This is a genomic window from Geodermatophilus sp. SYSU D00879 (assembly GCF_054050375.1).
Genome location: NZ_JBJGZF010000009.1, coordinates 144,922 through 160,390 on the forward strand (window position 1 = coordinate 144,922; position 15,469 = coordinate 160,390).

A 15,469-nucleotide genomic window follows, 5' to 3' on the forward strand; every position below is an offset into this window, starting at 1 on the left:
TCACACCTCCGTCACGCTGAGCGCACCGGCCCCGGACTGGACGAGCCGGACCCGGAGGAACGCCAGCGGCTGCGCGGGGGCCACCCGGAGCTCGACGACGAACCGGCCCGCGGCGGCCCCCCCGGGATCGAGCACGTCGCCGGCCACGACCTGGAACGCCTCGCGGGGTGTCCCCCCGGCGAATGCGCCGCGCTGGTACAGGTCGGCCAGGAGGCGCTCGAAGCCCCGGACGACGAGGCTGTGCAGCCGGGGCCCGAACGGCTCGAACACGTAGCCGGTGCCGTGCCGCAGCGCCAGGCGCCGCAGCAGGACGAGCAGCCGGCGCACCCCGATCGGGGACAGGGCGTCGTCCTGGCTCAGCGTCCGGGCCGTCGGCGACAGGAACCCGGCGGGCCGGGAGGACAGGACGTTGACGCCGCCCCGCAGCAGCCCGGTCATCGTCGGCTCCGGCAGGGCGGGGGTGAGCGCCACCACGGACTCCAGGGGCCGGTGGCCCGGTGAGGCCCACGGCCCGCGCACGGCGGCGGTGTCCGCCAGGACGGCGCTCAGCGGCCCGTCCGGCGGCGTGGCGACCACGCCGGACCCGCCGCGCACCACGGTCCACGGGTGGTAGAGCGCCCCGTGGGACAACGCGTGCGCCTCCCCGGCGTCGAGCGGCCGCACCGTGCTCCCTGGGCCGGGGAGCAGCTCGGCCGCCTCGGACCGGGCCCCCGGGCCCGTGAGGGCGGACAGGTGTGCGGCCGCCGCGTCCTCGTGGTAGTGCTCGGGCAGCGACAGCACTGCCAACAGGTCACCGCGCGCCGCGGCCATCCGGAGCACGGCCCGGTGGACGGCGAGCAGGTCCGCGGAGACCTCGCCGGGAGCCGGGTCGATCACCTGGGCGTGCAGCGGCGGGGCGGGGACGACGACCGTGTTCGACCACGGACCGGGCCCGCGCCCGTCCGCGGGCAGCATGCGCAGCCGGTGGTAGGTGGCGTCGCGGTCGGGCACCGTCGTGAGGGCCTCCCCGCCGTTCGGCACGACGTCACGCCCCTCGACCACGGCGAACCCCGGGTCGGTGGAGTGTTCGAGCTCCGCCGCCGAGCCGGGCTCCGGGTCCCACCACAGCCGGCGGGGGGCACCGGGCCGGCGATCGGCCGCCGGTGCGTCCACGGGGACGTCCGCGAGGCGCAGCCAGGGAGCGGTCGGCGGCTCGTCGCACCCCTCGAAGTCCGCGGGCGGCAGGATGCCGTGCACCGTGTTCGACCAGGGGCCGAGGGTCCCGTCGGCCGCCGCCGCCCGCACCCGCAGCCACGTCCGCTGGGGGCACCCGGCGCCGGGCAGGCGCAGACCCACGGCACGGTCGGCGCCCGGGCCGCCGGGGATCCAGTCCGGCGGCGCGGCCGGCCCCAGCGGAGCGGGGCCGTCGAGCGCCGTGGTGGCGGCCCGCAGGTCGGGCCGCGGGGCGCACTCGACGACGTACCGGGCCGCCCCCTCGGGCGGGGCCCACCACAGGGTCGCCGCGCCCCCGTCGGCGACCGGGGGCCAGAGCAGGGGGGCCGAGAGCACCGCCGGCCGCGGTAGGGCGAGGCCGTGCCAGCGCGCGTGTCCGGCATCGGGAACGGCCAGAAGGGTGACCTCCTCCACCGGCAGCAGCGCATGCACGCCCAGCAGCCGGCCCGCCGGGTCGAGGAGGGACGTCTTGGCGAGAGCGCGGTCGAGCAGGGTCGCGGTCCCGGCGTCGGTCAGATCGGGGTCCAGGAACAGGTGCGCGCCGAACTCCGCCAGGCCGTCCCGCGCGAGCCGCGTACGGCTGCCGGTGTCGGCGAGCGATGGCCGCGCCGTGGACCACTGGGCCCGGTCGGCCACCGCGAGCGGCAGCCATGCGAGGTCCGGTCGGGGCTCGCGGTCGGCACCCTCCGGGCCCGCCAGCGGCAGCCGGGGGGACGCGACGTCGTCCCACAGGGCCTTCGGCTCGTGCGGTCGCCGCGCGCCGCCCGGGCCGACGGGCGCGAGCGCGCCGTAGAGGACCTCGTCGGTCGGCAGGGCGGCCCAGTACCGGGGGTGCCGCGGGTCCAGCCCCGCCCCGTCCAGCCGACCGTCCAGGCGCTCGCCCCGCCACACCGTCAGGGACAGCCGCAGCCGCTCCGCCACCGGCGCCGTCCCGGAGGGCCCCCGGGGCAGTTCCGCGCCGTCCGGGCCGCGGACCAGGCACGCCCGCGTCAGGCCCACCGAGTGCCCCGGCTCGTCCGGCAGCGTGCCGGACGACGGCACCGGGCCCGCCGCGACGGCGGCCAGCACGGCGCCGTCCCGCAGGTCCAGGCGGATCAGGTCACCGGCGGCGGGCGACGGACCGGGCGGAAGGCTCAGTACCGGTTCACCGGCCGGGCCCGGGCCGATCTCCGGCGGCGCGGGCAGCGGTGCCTCGCCGCCCGCGGTGACCCACGCCGCGCGCACCACCGCGGGGAGGGCCCGGGGATCCGGGACCGGTTCGAGGAGCCACAGCCGGTCCCAGCCCACCACCAGCGTCGCACGGTCCCGAACCAGCGTTGCCACCGTCGCCACAGCGAGCGCCCGGCCCCCGTCGACGGCCAGCCGGACGGTGTCACCCACGACCAGCGGGGCATCCGCGGCGAGTTCGAGCAGGCGCCGCTCGGGGTCGACCCCGAGGACCGCCGGCAGCCGCACCGTCTCCGCCACCGGTGCCACCGTGAGTCCATCGGCCCAGCTCCCGACGGCCCGGGCCCGCGTGGTTGCCAGCGTCCAGCGTCCCGTGAGCACGTCGATCCCGGCCAGGCCCGACAACGGGAACCGCGCCCGGTGGGCACGGGCCCGGTCGGCGACGCGCACCACCCAACAACGCCGCCCTCCGCCGCGGAAGAACTCCTCCACGGCCGGCCCCAGATGGGACGACCGCATCCGCGCGTCACCGACCTCGCGGGCCAGTTCCACGTCCGGACCGAAGACCTCCCGGAACCGCTGCACGTCCTCGACGACGACCGGGACGTCGAGCGGACCCGCCGCGGCGAAACCCACGAAGGCCGCGACGTCCATCCGGGGCAGGGTCTCGGGCAGCTGCGGCGGGTCGGTGGTGAAGCTGATCCCCGGCAGGCGCAGGGCGAGCGCCGACACCTCAGAACTCCATGGACATGCTCTCGCAGGCGAGCACCAGCTCCTCGACCGCGACGTCGGTCCCGGTGCCGGTGAGCGTCGGCCCGGTGTACTTCAGCGGCCGCGCGCCGACCAGCTTCCACAGCGAGGCCGTGGACTGCCGATCCTCGCTGAGCAGCTCGATGGTCACCGTCCGCGGCGCGTCGTAGCGCCCGTTGCGGACGGCGTCCAGCCACGTGTACAGGCCGTCGTCGCCCATGACGCCCCGCTTGAGGGTCACGTCGGGGACCTTGTAGGCGCCGCTGATCTTGTCCGGGGCGTTGTCCTTCTTGTTGCCGGCCCGGTACTCGCCGACGGTGAACTCCATGCCCAGGCCGGACACCTCCTGGAACCCGCCGGCCGGGGTGTCGGGTGCTGGTCCGCCGATGTCCACGAGGAAGTTGAACTGGCTGTACGGCTTGTCGCGGTAGACCATCGTCGGCTCCTCAGCCCCGGCTCTCGAGCGTCTTCTGACCGATCCGGAAGATCACGAACTCGGCCGGGCGCAGGGGGGCGACGCCGATCAGGCAGATCAGCCTGCCGTTGTCGAAGTCGTTCTGCGTCATCGTCGAGCGGTCACACCGAACGAAGTAGGCCTCCTCGGGGACGTCGCCCATGAGGTGGCCGGAGGTCCACTCGCTGAAGAGGAAGTCCTCCACCGTCCGTCGCACGTTGCCCCACAGGGCCCGGCCGTTGGGCTCGAACACCGCCCACTGGGTGCCCTTGTCGATCGATCGCTCCAGGAAGGCGAAGTACCGGCGCAGCGCGACGTACTTCCACTCCGGGTCCGACGTGGCGGTGCGGGCCCCCCAGATCCGCAGGCCGCGTCCCTCGAAGTAGCGCAGGCAGTTGACCCCCTCGGGGTTGAGGACGTCCTGCTGCGCCTTGTTCAGCAGCTGCTCGAAGGCCACGGCGAGGCGGACCACCTCGTTCGCCGGGGACTTGTGCACGCCCCGCTCCACGTCGTTGCGGGCGTAGACGCCGGCGACGAAGCCGGACGGGGGGACGTCGAGCTCCTGGTTGGTGACCGGGTCGAGGATCGTGATCCACGGGTAGTAGAACGCCGCCCGGGTGGAGTCGATCTTGCCTCGCCACTCGAGGACCTGGCTCACCAGCGCCCGGTCCGGGGAGTCGAGGACCGCGACGCGATAGCGCATCCGCTCGCAGTGGGTGATCAGTGCCTGCTGGACGCTCTCCGCGGTGGACCGCCAGGTGTCGCTGAACCCGTTCCGTGCTGCCCCCGGGGCGGCGACGATGGACACGTCCTCCAGGTCCTCCAGGGCGGCGATGCCGCTCTTCTCGTCGGCGTCCCCCTCGTAGGCCGACAGCTGCGGCCGGCACCCGTCGCTGCCGTCCTCCAGCAGGACCTGGACCTGGACCGGCCGGGGAGGCGCCGGGACGCTCGCCGAGGTAGGCGGCACGAGCCTCTCGCGCAGGTGCACGGCAGCCGTCGTGGCCAGGCTTTCCCGGTCCAGTTCCTCGCGCAACAGGCCCTCCAGCAGCGCGACGCCGTTGTCGAACGGGTTCGGGTCGAGGGTCAGCGGATCGGGCCCGATCACGATCGGCACGAACAGCTCGACCGACCGCCGCGTGGGCCGGGCAGCGAACTCCACCAGCACGGAGGAACGGCGGCTGCGCGGATCGGCCGCGAGGTCCTCCCAGGTGCGCGGGTCGGAGAACCGGCCCAGCGCCCCCACGGTCACCGTGACCGTCAGGACGTGGACCGCGCCGCCGGTCAGGCCAGAGACCACCGGCGCGGCTGCCGGGTCGTCGCCGGGCCGCCGCAGGCGGTGGGTGTCCAGCTGGCGGTCCAGGTCGAAGTGCTCCTCCACCCAGTACAGCTCCGGCTCGCCGTTCGCCGGGACGAACAGGACGGTGTCGAACACCGCCGCTCCCCGCAGGACCGTCTGTCCCGTGCCGGGGTCCTCGGCCAGGATGTTCTGTCCCGCGCGGACGCCCACGGTCACGGCGACGTTCCCGGCCGCGCCGGGGTGCCGGGCCCGGATCAGCAGCGGCACGTCCCCCCCGCTGACGGCGTCGCCGATGGACCGCCGGGCGTGCCCGGTCGAGCGGGCCTCCGGCGTGTAGGCCCGGGTCACATACAGCCGGGAGCCGCCGTTCTCGTAGAACCCCCGCACGGCGTGCGCGAGGTCATTGGGAGTGAGGCCCTCGTCCTCGAAGTGCAGCGGGTCGATGCCGCCGTAGATGCGCTCGAAGTCCAAGAAACTGGTCAGCAGTTCGGGCTCGCCCAAGGTGGGACCGAAGCGGGTGGGCCCCACGAAGGCGGCGGTGCTGGTGCTCACCCCCTCGATCGACTTCTGCCGGAAGCTCGTCTCCTCGACGTAGACGCCAGGCGCCAGGTACTCGGGCATGTCCTCAGGTCCCTCCACGGTTTCTCACGGCGCCGGTGTCCCGACGAGCAGGCGTGACCGGGGATCCCCGGCGGTGCGGAGGACCAGTTCGGCCCCGTAGCGCAGCGAGGCGTCCAGTGCGGCGGCCGGCGCTCCGTCCCGGACCTCCCAGATCCGCCCCGGCGGCTGGGCGAGGATCCCGGGCAGGAGGGGGGCGGGCGCCCCGGGCGGGCGGGTCAGCAGGTCCGGCTGGTGGTGCACGCGGACGCGCAGCGGCCACCGCCTCGCCGCCGGGGGATCCCCCCGCGTCCCGGCGGCAGGCACGGAACCGACGCCGTCGGGCGCACTGCCGAAGCGGGGGTACGGCACGGGCAGGAGCACCGCGCCGTCCTCGCCTGCCACGCCCACATGGCGACGTCGGGCAGGCGTGTCGGGATCGGTCACGACCTCCACCCGGGCGAACGCGGCCGGTGTCCCGTCGGCATGGTCGGCGAGCTGGGCGCGCACGGTCGCGAACGACCCGGGCAGCGCGCGCGTGGGCGCGCTGAACATGTAGATCGGGTGTTCCTCGGGAGGTAGGCTGCCGGCGCCCGGCAGGGCCAGGGTCACCAGCCCGACGGTGGGCACGGCGACGGTGAGGACGAGCGGGAGGAACCGGGCCCTGGTGTCGACGACCGCGACGTGGAACTCCCGTGCCGGGACCAGGCTCCCCAGCTCGTCCCCGGTGGTGAACTCCACCGGCCGCATCCCGTCGAGAGCCCGGAACGCGTAGGCACCCGACCGCGTCCGGAACGCGCGGCTCGTCCGGCCACCCCCCACCGGGGACGCGGTCACCAGCAGACCCTCGACCACCCGCGTGTCCGTCAGCAGGTCGTGGAAGGCCAGCCCCAGCAGGGTGGCGACCCCGACCGTCTCCAGCCCCTGGTCCTGCACCCGGGTCACCGCGGGAATCCGATCGGGACGTGGCGCTGGACGCGCTCCTGCACGCCCGGCTGGTCCTCCAGCAGGCGCCCGGACTCCACGCGGATGCCTCGGGCCTGGTACGGGACCGACAGCTGGTAGCTGTCGGGGCCGATCAGGTCCCACAACCGGAACAGGTCCTCGGAGTCCAGCGGCGCGACGCTGAGCTCGACGGTCTCCTCCGGCCAGAACACCGGGGAGGACTCGTCGTAGCGCCGGTTGAGCAGCCCGGCGGGCAGGACGGGGTGGTCCTCGACGACCCGCATCATCCAGCCGGTGAGGTACTGCTGGAGGGACGCGTGCGCGGCCCAGGCGGTCAGCAGGAAGTGCAGCTGGACGGGCATGTGCGGGAACTGCCGCCGACCGTCGGGCAACATCCGGCCCTCCGGCGCCCGCTCGGTCCCGTCGAGGTAGACGCGGTAGAGGAACAGCGAGACGCCGGCCCCCAGCCCCTTCGCGAACTGCGCCTTGGTGAACACCGAGAACTGCAGGGGCGGCTCGACCAGGTCCTCCGGGTAGTTGTCCCGCAGCAGCCCGACCACCGCCTCGCAGGTGGCCTCGATGGCGCGGTGGCTGGCCACGTCAGCCTCGGGTCCGGCCGGTCGATCGCACGGGCCCGACTGTCCGACGGCGGGGTCACCCGGCCGTCACCCCGCCGTTGCGTCCGCCGCGACGGGGTGGCGACAGGACGGCGAGGGCGCCCGGGCGCCTCCCGCTGCTCGCGCCGGCGACGGGAGATCCGGGTGCCTGCCGCGCAGCCCACGGGCCGGGGACCGGGAGGCGGACGCGTCATGCGGCTGCCCCGGCTCACGGAGGGCCCTGGGCCTCCCCCCGGTCAACGCGTTCCCGGCCGGTCCTCGCCCCGGGAACCGGCCGACGTCGGGCCGCTCGACACGTGGCGCAGGACCCCGTGTCATCGGGCCGGAGGAAGGGGCTCGGCACCGCCCGTCCTCCGACCGCGGACGCCCTCGGCGCCCCTGCACTCCCGTCACGCAGGAGCCACCGTCCCGTCGTGCGACCGGGAACGGGACGGTGACGGCCGGGTGTCGCGCGGCTGGCACGGTCGTGCCCGTGGCGTCGGGTCCCGATCGGACGGGGGTGTGCATCCTGCGGGTCTGGGTGCAGGACGGCGGCGTGGTCATCAGGATCCGGGCGCGCTACGACACCGAGGACCCGTCCACCGAACGGACGTGGGCGACGGGCGACATCGAGGACGCCCTGAGGCTGGTCCGCGACTTCCTGGCCGGCATGGCGACCGGGGTCGGCGGTGCCCGCGCGCCGACGCCACCGTGACGCGGCGGTGACGAAGGGCTCGTTAGCGTCTCGCGCGGCTGGAAGATGGCGGCCGTCACCCCCGGGGGTGGAGATGCTTCTCGGCCTGGTCAACTCGCTGGCGAACGCGCGCGACGGGCGCCGCGGTCCTCTCGTCCATCTGATCGCGAGGCCCTACGTCAGCCAGGGTCAGGGCACCTGGGAGATCGCGGACGGCGGCAAGCGCCTCGTCGCGTTCCTCGCCCTCCATCGCGGTCCGGTGGACCGCCGGTACGCGGCCGGCTGCCTGTGGCCGACCGTGGATGACGGGCGCGCTGCCGGCAACCTCAGGTCTGCCCTCTGGCGACTGAATGGTGCCGGGATCAGCCTTGTGCGGGCGGATGCCTCCTCCCTGCGCCTGCACGACGAGGTGTGCGTCGACGTCCACCTGCTCGGGGACTGGGCTGCCCGGGTGATCTCCGGTAGCAGCAGCCCGCAGGACCTGGCCGTCATGCCCTGGGACATCGACTCCTTCGACATGTTGCCGGGGTGGTACGACGACTGGGTTCTGCTGGAACGCGAGCGGCTACGCCAACGCGTGTTCCACGCCATGGAGCAGCTGAGCCGCGAGATGGTGCGGCAGGGACGATTCGCCGAGGCGGTGGAGGCGGCGCTGGTGACCGTGAGCGCCGAACCGTTGCGGGAGAGCGGCCAGCGGGTGCTCATCGAGGCCCATCTCGCCGAGGGCAACGTCAACGAGGCGCGAAACCGTCTCGCCGCCTATCGCACCGTGCTGAGGAGGGAACTCGGTATCGAGCCGTCGGCCTCGCTCGTGGCACTGCTGCGGATGTGCGGCGGGAGTGGCAGGCCCCTGCTCCCCCAGGGGCTCCATCACGCGGTGGGTGCCTGAGGAGACCGCGAGTCGACACGCGCTCGACGACGTCGGTCCGTCGCCGGGCGCTCGCGCTTGCCAGCCGTTCCGCAGCTCGACGGTCGTGCGGGTGCCCTCGACCGCGGGGTCCCGCGGAGCGTTGACCTCCCGTCCGCCGGGTCAGGCGGCGCCGTCCGTCGCCCGAGCCCTGAGCCGCCCCAGAGGCGGTGCCGCTCCTGCTGAGGCGGTCCCGATCGGCCCGGATCCGGCTCCGGACGACCGCTGCGGTCATCTGCCCGCCGAGGAAGCTCAGCAGGGCGAGGCGGACGTCGCGGCTTGACCTGTCCTTTCCCGTGCCGTCGCAACGCCACCCCTGGCGGTGATCGAGCACCGTGGCGTTCGGGTCGCCTGCTCCGTGCCGTCGAAGCGCCGCCAGCCGCCGTGGTGGGTGCCGGGATGCCGAGGGCCGTGACGTCCGCGGTGACCGCCGCAGGGCCTGTCGCCCGTGGCGGGCGTCGGGACTCAGGTGACGGAGCCGTGACAGCTCGGGGGAACGATGGCCGGGCACGCCCACCGGAGGGTCGGACATGGCCACTGAGACGTTCCCGCTGCTAACCAAGGCGTCCATCTCGCTGAGCCTGCAGGCCCACGAGCCACCCGGACTGCGGGCCCGGGTGGCCGCAGCCCGCGCCGCCGGGATCACGACCGCCGAACCGGAGGAGTCGCCGGAGAGCGTGACCGGCCCGCCGGCCGCCGCCATCGTCGAGACCGCGAACGCGTCCGAGGTCGCACAGGCAATGAGTGCCGACGCCGAGGTCGAGGAGTTGTCGGACAGCTTCCTGTCCGTGCGCGCCAACGTGGCCACGCTGGCCCGGCTGTCGCAGCGACCGGACGTCCAGCGCCTTCAGACCAAGAAGCTGGCCCAGGTGCACCTGGATGCGGCGCTGCCGGACATCGGCCTGGCAGCGCCGCAGCCGGGCCCGCGGCCCGTGGCCGAAGACGGGGCCGGCGTACTCGTAGGGATCATCGACTCCGGCTTCGACCTCTCGCACCCCATGTTCCGCGACGGCGCCGGTCGGCTCCGGGTCGAGGGACTGCTCGACCAGACGCAGGCGCGCCCGCGGGAGTTCACCACCGCCCAACTCGAGCAGGCGTGGGCCCAGGGCCGAGGGCCCGGCGCGGACGACGACGGCCACGGCACGCACGTCGCTGCCATCGCCGCAGGGTCCCGCTTCGGCGCCCTGGAGGGAGTCGCTCCGGGGGCGCGGCTGCTGCTGGTGAAGACCAACTTCCGGGACACCGACACCGCCGTGTCTTGGGTCTTCGTCAAGGCCAGGGGTCGGCCGTGCGTCGTCAACCTCAGCCTCGGCCACCACTTCGGCGCGCACGACGGCACCGACGCAGAAGAACGCCTGCACGCCCAACTGACCGGGCCCGGGAGGATCATCGTGGTGTCCGCCGGCAACGAGCGCGCCGACGACATCCACATCGGCGGCCGGTTCCACACCGGGCAGGTCGAGGAGGCCACCTTCGACCTGCAGCGCCAGCCCGACGGCACGGCCTTCGTGGTGCTCACCCTCTGGCATCCCGCGGTGGACCAGTTCGCCGTGTCCCTGGTCACGCCGAACGGTGACGTGCTCCCAGGGCCTCCGAACGGGCAAGCCCTCCGGCGGCGATCCGCCTCCGTCTCGATCGACCTGGCCCGACAGCCCTATGCGCCCGCCAACCTCATCCAGGACCAGATCGCCCTCGACGTCCCGGGGCAGGCCGGCAACGCCGAACTCCGCGGGTGGCGGCTGCGCGTGACCTGCCACGCCGCGACGATCGGCCGCCTGGACGGCTGGTTCCACAACAGCGGCTTCGCCACCTTCCGGGCGCACCGACTGGTCGAGAACGCCCGGACGGTCGGCCTCGCGGCCACGGGGGACGGTTGCGTGGCGGTCGCCAGTCACGCCACCCGGGGCGTCTGGCCCAGCGACTCGGGACCGATGGGAGACCCACGGCTGGTGACGGGCCGGTCCAGCCCCTTCAGCAGCATCGGCCCCACACGCGACGGGCGAGCCAAGCCCGACGTCTCCGCGCCGGGACAGATGATCACCGCGGCGCTGGCCCAGGGCAGCCGGAAGGCCGCCGATGACCGGGTGGCGGCCACGCCGAACCGGCTGCTCACGCTCGCCGGCACGAGCATGGCCGCGCCGATGGTCACCGGGGCCGTCGCCCTGCTCCTCCAGCAGAAGCCGGGCCGCACCCTCGCGGACGTGCACGACCTGCTCCGCCGCAGCGCCCGACGCGACCTGCACACAGGGGTGGGCCCGTGGGATCCCGTCTACGGCGTCGGCAAGTTGGACATCGCGGCGGCTCTTCGTGGCCCGTAACCTCGGGGGGCCAGCGGATTTCCGATCCGTCCGGCCGCAGTCAGGAGGTCCCGTGGTGACCATCAACGAGAGGGACTGGGTGTTCGGCGGTCCGGAGGCGGAGATCGACGCCCTCCTGGAGCCGCACGAGGGCCACACGGCCGACGAGGTCGCCCAGCGCCTGCGGGACGAGGGGGCATCCAGCGTGCAGGTTCTGTCGCCGGGGTTCGTCTCGACGCGGGCCACGCGCGGCGCCCTCGACGCCCTGAGACCGGTCGCCACGGTCAACCCGAAGTCCACCAAGCAGATGCATCGCGCTCGCTGAGGTCCTCAGACCGTCGACGAGGGCTGCCCGGCACCCGGCGACCGCCTCGCCGGCCGGGATGGGGAGCGACGCATCCACGCCGTTCACCGTCTCACCCAGGAACGCGAGCAGGGGCACGACGGGGAACCGGACGGGGAACGCCGCTCCGGGAACCAGGTGCGCTCGTCTCTGTGCTGCCTCGACCGGGACGACCGATCTGGGCGGTCCGGCGCCCGGGCGCGGAGGTCCCCAGGGGGTCCCGGGGTCTGTGCAAGCTGCCCCAGCAGCCCTCACTGCCTGCCCGACCGCCTGCGGTGATGGCGGCGCCACGGAAAGGACCTGCCATGCCGTCGATGTACTACGTCGCCTGGTGGAACCTGGAGAACCTGTTCGACGAGGAGGCCGCCCCGCTGACCGGCGCAGCGACAAGGTCCGCCGGGCCCTCGGCGAGGGCATCGTCGGCTGGACACCGCGGCTGCGGGACCGGAAGGTCGGCCAGCTCGCGTCAGTCATCGCCCAGATGAACACCGGTCGCGCGCCCGACCTGCTCGGCGTGTGCGAGGTGGAAGACCGCTTCGTTCTCGACCTGCTGGTCGCCGCCGTCGAACGGCTGCTGCCCGCTCGGAGCTACCGCGTGGTGCACGCCGACACCCGCGACGCCCGCGGCATCGACGTGGCCTTCCTCTACGACCCGCGGCTGTTCGCCGTGCCGGACGGCGAGACCTTCTTCCACGTCGTTATGCGGCGCACCGCCACCCGCGACATCCTGCAGGTCAATTTCCGCACCCGGGCCGGACGCACCTGGACGGTCTTCGCCACCACTGGCCCTCCCGCAGTGACGGCCAGTTCGAATCAGCCGGGTACCGCCACATCGCTGGAGAGACCCTCGCCTACTTCCACCAGCGCGCCCGCGAGGTCCACGGCGCTCAGACGCCGGTCCTGGTGATGGGCGACTTCAACGACGAGCCGTTCGACGCCTCGCTGGTCGTCCATGCCCTGAGCACTCGCCAACGCCAGAAGGTCATCACCGCCGACGTCCCCCGGCTGTGGAACCTCATGTGGTCCACCGCGGGCGAGCCGGACGGCACCTTCTACTTCGACAACCAACCGCACGTGCTCGACCAGTTCCTCACCAACGCGAACATGGCTGCCGGCAGCGCCCGCTTGCGGGTCGACGCCACCTCCGTCGAGGTGGTCCGGATGCCGGGCACCTTCGCCGCAGGACCGTACCGACGGCCCAAGCCGTTCGGCGGGATGGGCAAGGCGGTCGACGAGAACGGCTTCTCCGACCACTTCCCCATCGGGGTGAGCATCACCGACGCTGACTGACCCCCTCGCCTGCGTCCCCCTCGCACCGACCCGCCGGGGATGCCGGGGCGGTCGTACGGGAACCGATGCCCGAGGCCGTGTGACCAGGCAACTGGGCGGACCACGCGGGCAGGAGGATCGGTCGCTGCGCCGGCCCGGATCGCCACGGTCGTGCACGCCCGAGTCGGCGCCGACACCACGGGCGGTGCAGGGCTCGCTGCTGCGCTGGCTGTACATCGGCGTGGTTACACCACCGGTGTCCGTCCTTGCGCACGTCAGTGGACAAGTGACACCGGGAAGACGGCGCCGTGACGCTGGACGAGGAGGCTCTCCGGATAGGAACCGGGGGAAGGTGCCGCCTGATGGCCAGGATGAGCAAGCAGGATCTTCCAGTGCCGGGTACCGCCCCGGCGCGCCAGCGGACGCGCGAGTCGGACGGTGCTCCGGAAGCGGCTGACAGCACCACCTACCAGGACTACGACATCACGGTCTTCACCGGTGACGTGGATGGCGCCGGAACGGACGGGAACGTCTGGATCTGGATGGATGGGCTGTTGGGTGGCCGACTCGTGCGTTCCGGCTGGCAGGAGCTTGACAACGACGCACACGACGACTTCGAGCGCGGAGCCGCCGATCACTTCTCGCTGCGACTGCCGTCCCTCGGGACCATCGAAGCCGTCTACGTCTACTTCGAGCCGTCCGGCCTTCGCTCCGACTGGTACTTCGATCGGGTGATCATCAACGGCGCCCCGTACTTCTGGGACGACTGGGTGACCACGGCGGGTTACGTGCAGCCCGAACCGCTTGGCACCATCGTGCAGACCTGATCCGGAACGCGTGCGACCCTCGTCATGGGCGCGACCTCGACGTAGCGGCGACCCCCTCGCCAGCGGGCGCGGCTGCCAATCGGCCGGGTCCTGGGTGCTCGGCGTCCACAGACACGTGCTCGGCGAGCGCGCTGTGCCGGGCTGGGAACGGCCGGCTCGCCGGAGCAGTTGCCCGCATCACGCATCACGCATCAGTCGTCGCCCCCACCTGGCAGGAACGATCGAGATGCCGGATCCGCAGGAGGGCTACCGCGGAGGTCATGCGGTGGCTCCTGGCCTCTACCCGTCTGCGGGCAGAGGAAGCCGGAAGGGTCGCGATGCTCCTGGGTTCACCCGACGAGGCCCCGGTGCGACGCGCTCCGATTGGCGTACGGACCGTGACACGGAGCTGCACAAGCGGCAGTCCGGGTCCCCGATCCTCCCGTGGAGAGACGCACCGACAGGAGCACTTCACGGGCGCACCGGGATCGATCCGAGCTGGCTGCCCGGTCACCGGGCACGACAAGCTGTGTCTCGACAGCCTCGCGCGGCGGCGATGGGCCGTGCCGCTTCCCCTCACTCGCACCGTGGCGAGTACCTACCCCCTGCCTCTGCTCGCGCGCTCAGAGCCCCGGGCGGCCGCAGCGACGCATCGCCGCGACCCGGCGGCCGTCTGTCCCGGCATGTGGCCGCTCCTGACCGGGGAGGCCGCGGCCGGCTAGGTCGGTTCTCAGATCGGATCCGCCTCGATGGTCCACCGGTCGTCGGAGCCACTAGCACCCAGCCGCCACACCGGTGTCCTGGACACGGCGTCGCCACGTGCCCGTGGCGGGCTGCGGCACGGGGCGCAGCCCCGCCACCAGATGCGTCATCCTCTCGCTCGGGCGCACACCCAGCTCGTCGGCGAGAACGACCCGGAACTGTTCGTACGCCCGCAACGCCTCGGCGGCGTTCCCCTCCGCTAGGTGCACGCGGATGACCACACGATGAGCGCTCTCCCGCAACGGCTCGGCCCGTACGGCGGCGTAGGCCGCTTGGAGTGCATCGCCGTACCGCCCGGCCGCCGCCAACCGGGTGGCGACGTCCTCGAGCGCGTGCATGCGCAGCTGCCGCAGCCGCTCCCGCTCGAGAAGGACCCAGTCGTCGTACCAGCCCGGCAGCAGCTCGCCGCGCAGCCCGACCTCGGGGACGTCGACCTCGGCCAGGGGGCACGAGGGGTCGCGGACCCGCCGGGCCCAGTCCCCGAGCTCCTGCACGTCCACCCGAACGCCCTCGGCCAGCGACAGCACGCTGCCGGACGCATGCACCAGCCCGGGAGCCACCCGGTGCAGGCGCCACAGGGCCGAGCGGAGGCTGCCGTGCGCGTGTTCCTCCGGCACGTCGGGCCACAGCTGTCCGGCGATGGTGGCCCGCGGTGGTCGACCGGACAGGCAGACGTGGGCCACCAGGCGCTGGACGCCTCGCGGGAGGTCGCCGACCGGTTCCTGGTCGGCTCGCTCACCGAAGTGGACGGAAAATCCGTCGAGCAACGAGATCCGCGGGGTCAGGGCGACAGACACGGCGGGACCACCCCCTGGGGCACCTTCTGGCTGAGGGGCGACGAGGCGCAGGCCTCGGCTCGAAATGCTCGGAGCACTCCGTCTCCGTGTCAATCCGTTTCCGTTCCGTAACGGACGAAACGATCCAGCCAGTTACCGACCGCATCGACGACCTCACGCGGTGACGATGCGAGAGCGACGGTGCGATCCTCCTCCGACACGTCCAGCCCAACCGCGGTCACGCGCGCCCGGAACTGCTCTGTCCCGTCCTCGAGCCAGACCCGTACGAGGAGCGCCGCACTTCGGTCGTCGGTCACGGCCATCCTTCGCAGGGGTCGGTCGGGCAGCGGGGCTGCCCGGGTCGGACGGTCATCTCCCGCCGCCGATCGAGGATGTTCCTGCTGTTCCGTGACGATCCGTGAGTGCACTCCCCCGACCTGATGAAGTCAATGGCGCCTCCGAGTGAACGGCGGAGACGCTGTCCGGAGCGACAGAGGTGACCTCCGCAGGCCGCCCGGACGCTAGACCAAGGACGCAGGTGGGCGAGGGCACGGCGCCGCCGACCGCGGTGCCGGTGACGCGCTCGGCCCGCCACCG

Annotated in this window: 14 protein-coding genes; 7 read left to right on the forward strand and 7 right to left on the reverse strand. The window is 73.4% G+C overall.

Annotated elements, in window-relative coordinates:
* Genes ACI79B_RS13730 through ACI79B_RS13750 form a run of 5 tightly spaced genes read right to left on the reverse strand, consistent with a single transcriptional unit; the run spans position 1 to position 7,021 of the window.
* Complete coding sequence (locus ACI79B_RS13730; protein ID WP_456928460.1) at positions 1-3,111, reverse strand: hypothetical protein; 3,111 nt, start codon at positions 3,109-3,111, stop codon at positions 1-3.
* A 1-nt stretch (position 3,112) separates the two neighbouring features.
* Positions 3,113-3,565, reverse strand: coding sequence for a phage tail protein (locus ACI79B_RS13735; RefSeq protein ID WP_456928459.1), 453 nt, complete (start codon positions 3,563-3,565; stop codon positions 3,113-3,115).
* Between the two features lie 10 nt (positions 3,566-3,575).
* Positions 3,576-5,501 carry a phage tail sheath family protein gene (locus ACI79B_RS13740; protein WP_456928458.1) on the reverse strand — a complete coding sequence of 642 codons (1,926 nt, stop codon included), beginning with the start codon at positions 5,499-5,501 and terminating at the stop codon, positions 3,576-3,578.
* A gap of 24 nt (positions 5,502-5,525) precedes the next feature.
* Complete coding sequence (locus ACI79B_RS13745) at positions 5,526-6,422, reverse strand: hypothetical protein (RefSeq protein ID WP_456928457.1); 897 nt, start codon at positions 6,420-6,422, stop codon at positions 5,526-5,528.
* Complete coding sequence (locus tag ACI79B_RS13750; RefSeq protein ID WP_456928456.1) at positions 6,419-7,021, reverse strand: DUF4255 domain-containing protein; 603 nt, start codon at positions 7,019-7,021, stop codon at positions 6,419-6,421. The genes ACI79B_RS13745 and ACI79B_RS13750 overlap by 4 nt, the downstream gene beginning before the upstream one ends.
* A gap of 553 nt (positions 7,022-7,574) precedes the next feature.
* Between ACI79B_RS13750 and ACI79B_RS13755 the strand changes: the two genes are divergently transcribed.
* The 7 genes from ACI79B_RS13755 to ACI79B_RS13785 all read left to right on the forward strand — a co-directional run bounded on the left by ACI79B_RS13755 (position 7,575) and on the right by ACI79B_RS13785 (position 13,355).
* Positions 7,575-7,733, forward strand: a complete 159-nt coding sequence (locus ACI79B_RS13755) for a hypothetical protein (RefSeq protein WP_456928455.1) — start codon at positions 7,575-7,577, stop codon at positions 7,731-7,733.
* A 73-nt stretch (positions 7,734-7,806) separates the two neighbouring features.
* Positions 7,807-8,601 (forward strand): AfsR/SARP family transcriptional regulator, encoded by a 795-nt coding sequence (locus ACI79B_RS13760; protein ID WP_456928454.1) that lies wholly within the window; start codon positions 7,807-7,809, stop codon positions 8,599-8,601.
* 548 nt (positions 8,602-9,149) lie between these two features.
* A complete protein-coding gene (locus tag ACI79B_RS13765) occupies positions 9,150-10,937 on the forward strand; it encodes a S8 family serine peptidase (RefSeq protein ID WP_456928453.1) in 1,788 nt (595 codons plus the stop codon).
* 55 nt (positions 10,938-10,992) lie between these two features.
* Positions 10,993-11,241: a hypothetical protein gene (locus tag ACI79B_RS13770; protein ID WP_456928452.1), complete on the forward strand. Its 249-nt coding sequence runs from the start codon at positions 10,993-10,995 to the stop codon at positions 11,239-11,241.
* Between the two features lie 349 nt (positions 11,242-11,590).
* On the forward strand, positions 11,591-12,166 hold the full coding sequence (locus tag ACI79B_RS13775; RefSeq protein WP_456928557.1) for an endonuclease/exonuclease/phosphatase family protein: 576 nt from the start codon (positions 11,591-11,593) through the stop codon (positions 12,164-12,166).
* Entirely contained in the window at positions 12,091-12,549 is a 459-nt protein-coding gene (locus tag ACI79B_RS13780; RefSeq protein ID WP_456928556.1) for an endonuclease/exonuclease/phosphatase family protein, read from the forward strand. The genes ACI79B_RS13775 and ACI79B_RS13780 overlap by 76 nt, the downstream gene beginning before the upstream one ends.
* Before the next feature lie 341 nt (positions 12,550-12,890).
* A complete protein-coding gene (locus tag ACI79B_RS13785) occupies positions 12,891-13,355 on the forward strand; it encodes a PLAT/LH2 domain-containing protein (RefSeq protein WP_457000160.1) in 465 nt (154 codons plus the stop codon).
* 752 nt (positions 13,356-14,107) lie between these two features.
* Here the strand turns inward: ACI79B_RS13785 and ACI79B_RS13790 are convergent.
* Positions 14,108-14,893, reverse strand: coding sequence for an AfsR/SARP family transcriptional regulator (locus ACI79B_RS13790; RefSeq protein ID WP_456928450.1), 786 nt, complete (start codon positions 14,891-14,893; stop codon positions 14,108-14,110).
* A gap of 89 nt (positions 14,894-14,982) precedes the next feature.
* Positions 14,983-15,189, reverse strand: a complete 207-nt coding sequence (locus tag ACI79B_RS13795) for a hypothetical protein (RefSeq protein ID WP_457000162.1) — start codon at positions 15,187-15,189, stop codon at positions 14,983-14,985.
* Between the last annotated feature and the right edge of the window lie 280 nt (positions 15,190-15,469).

Bases quoted from the DNA above. Each gene is read 5' to 3' on its own strand.
- ACI79B_RS13735 (WP_456928459.1), bottom strand. From the start codon at position 3,565: ATGGTCTACCGCGACAAGCCGTACAGCCAGTTCAACTTCCTCGTGGAC.
- ACI79B_RS13740 (WP_456928458.1), bottom strand. From the start codon at position 5,501: ATGCCCGAGTACCTGGCGCCTGGCGTCTACGTCGAGGAGACGAGCTTC.
- ACI79B_RS13760 (WP_456928454.1), top strand. From the start codon at position 7,807: ATGCTTCTCGGCCTGGTCAACTCGCTGGCGAACGCGCGCGACGGGCGC.
- ACI79B_RS13765 (WP_456928453.1), top strand. From the start codon at position 9,150: ATGGCCACTGAGACGTTCCCGCTGCTAACCAAGGCGTCCATCTCGCTG.
- ACI79B_RS13785 (WP_457000160.1), top strand. From the start codon at position 12,891: ATGGCCAGGATGAGCAAGCAGGATCTTCCAGTGCCGGGTACCGCCCCG.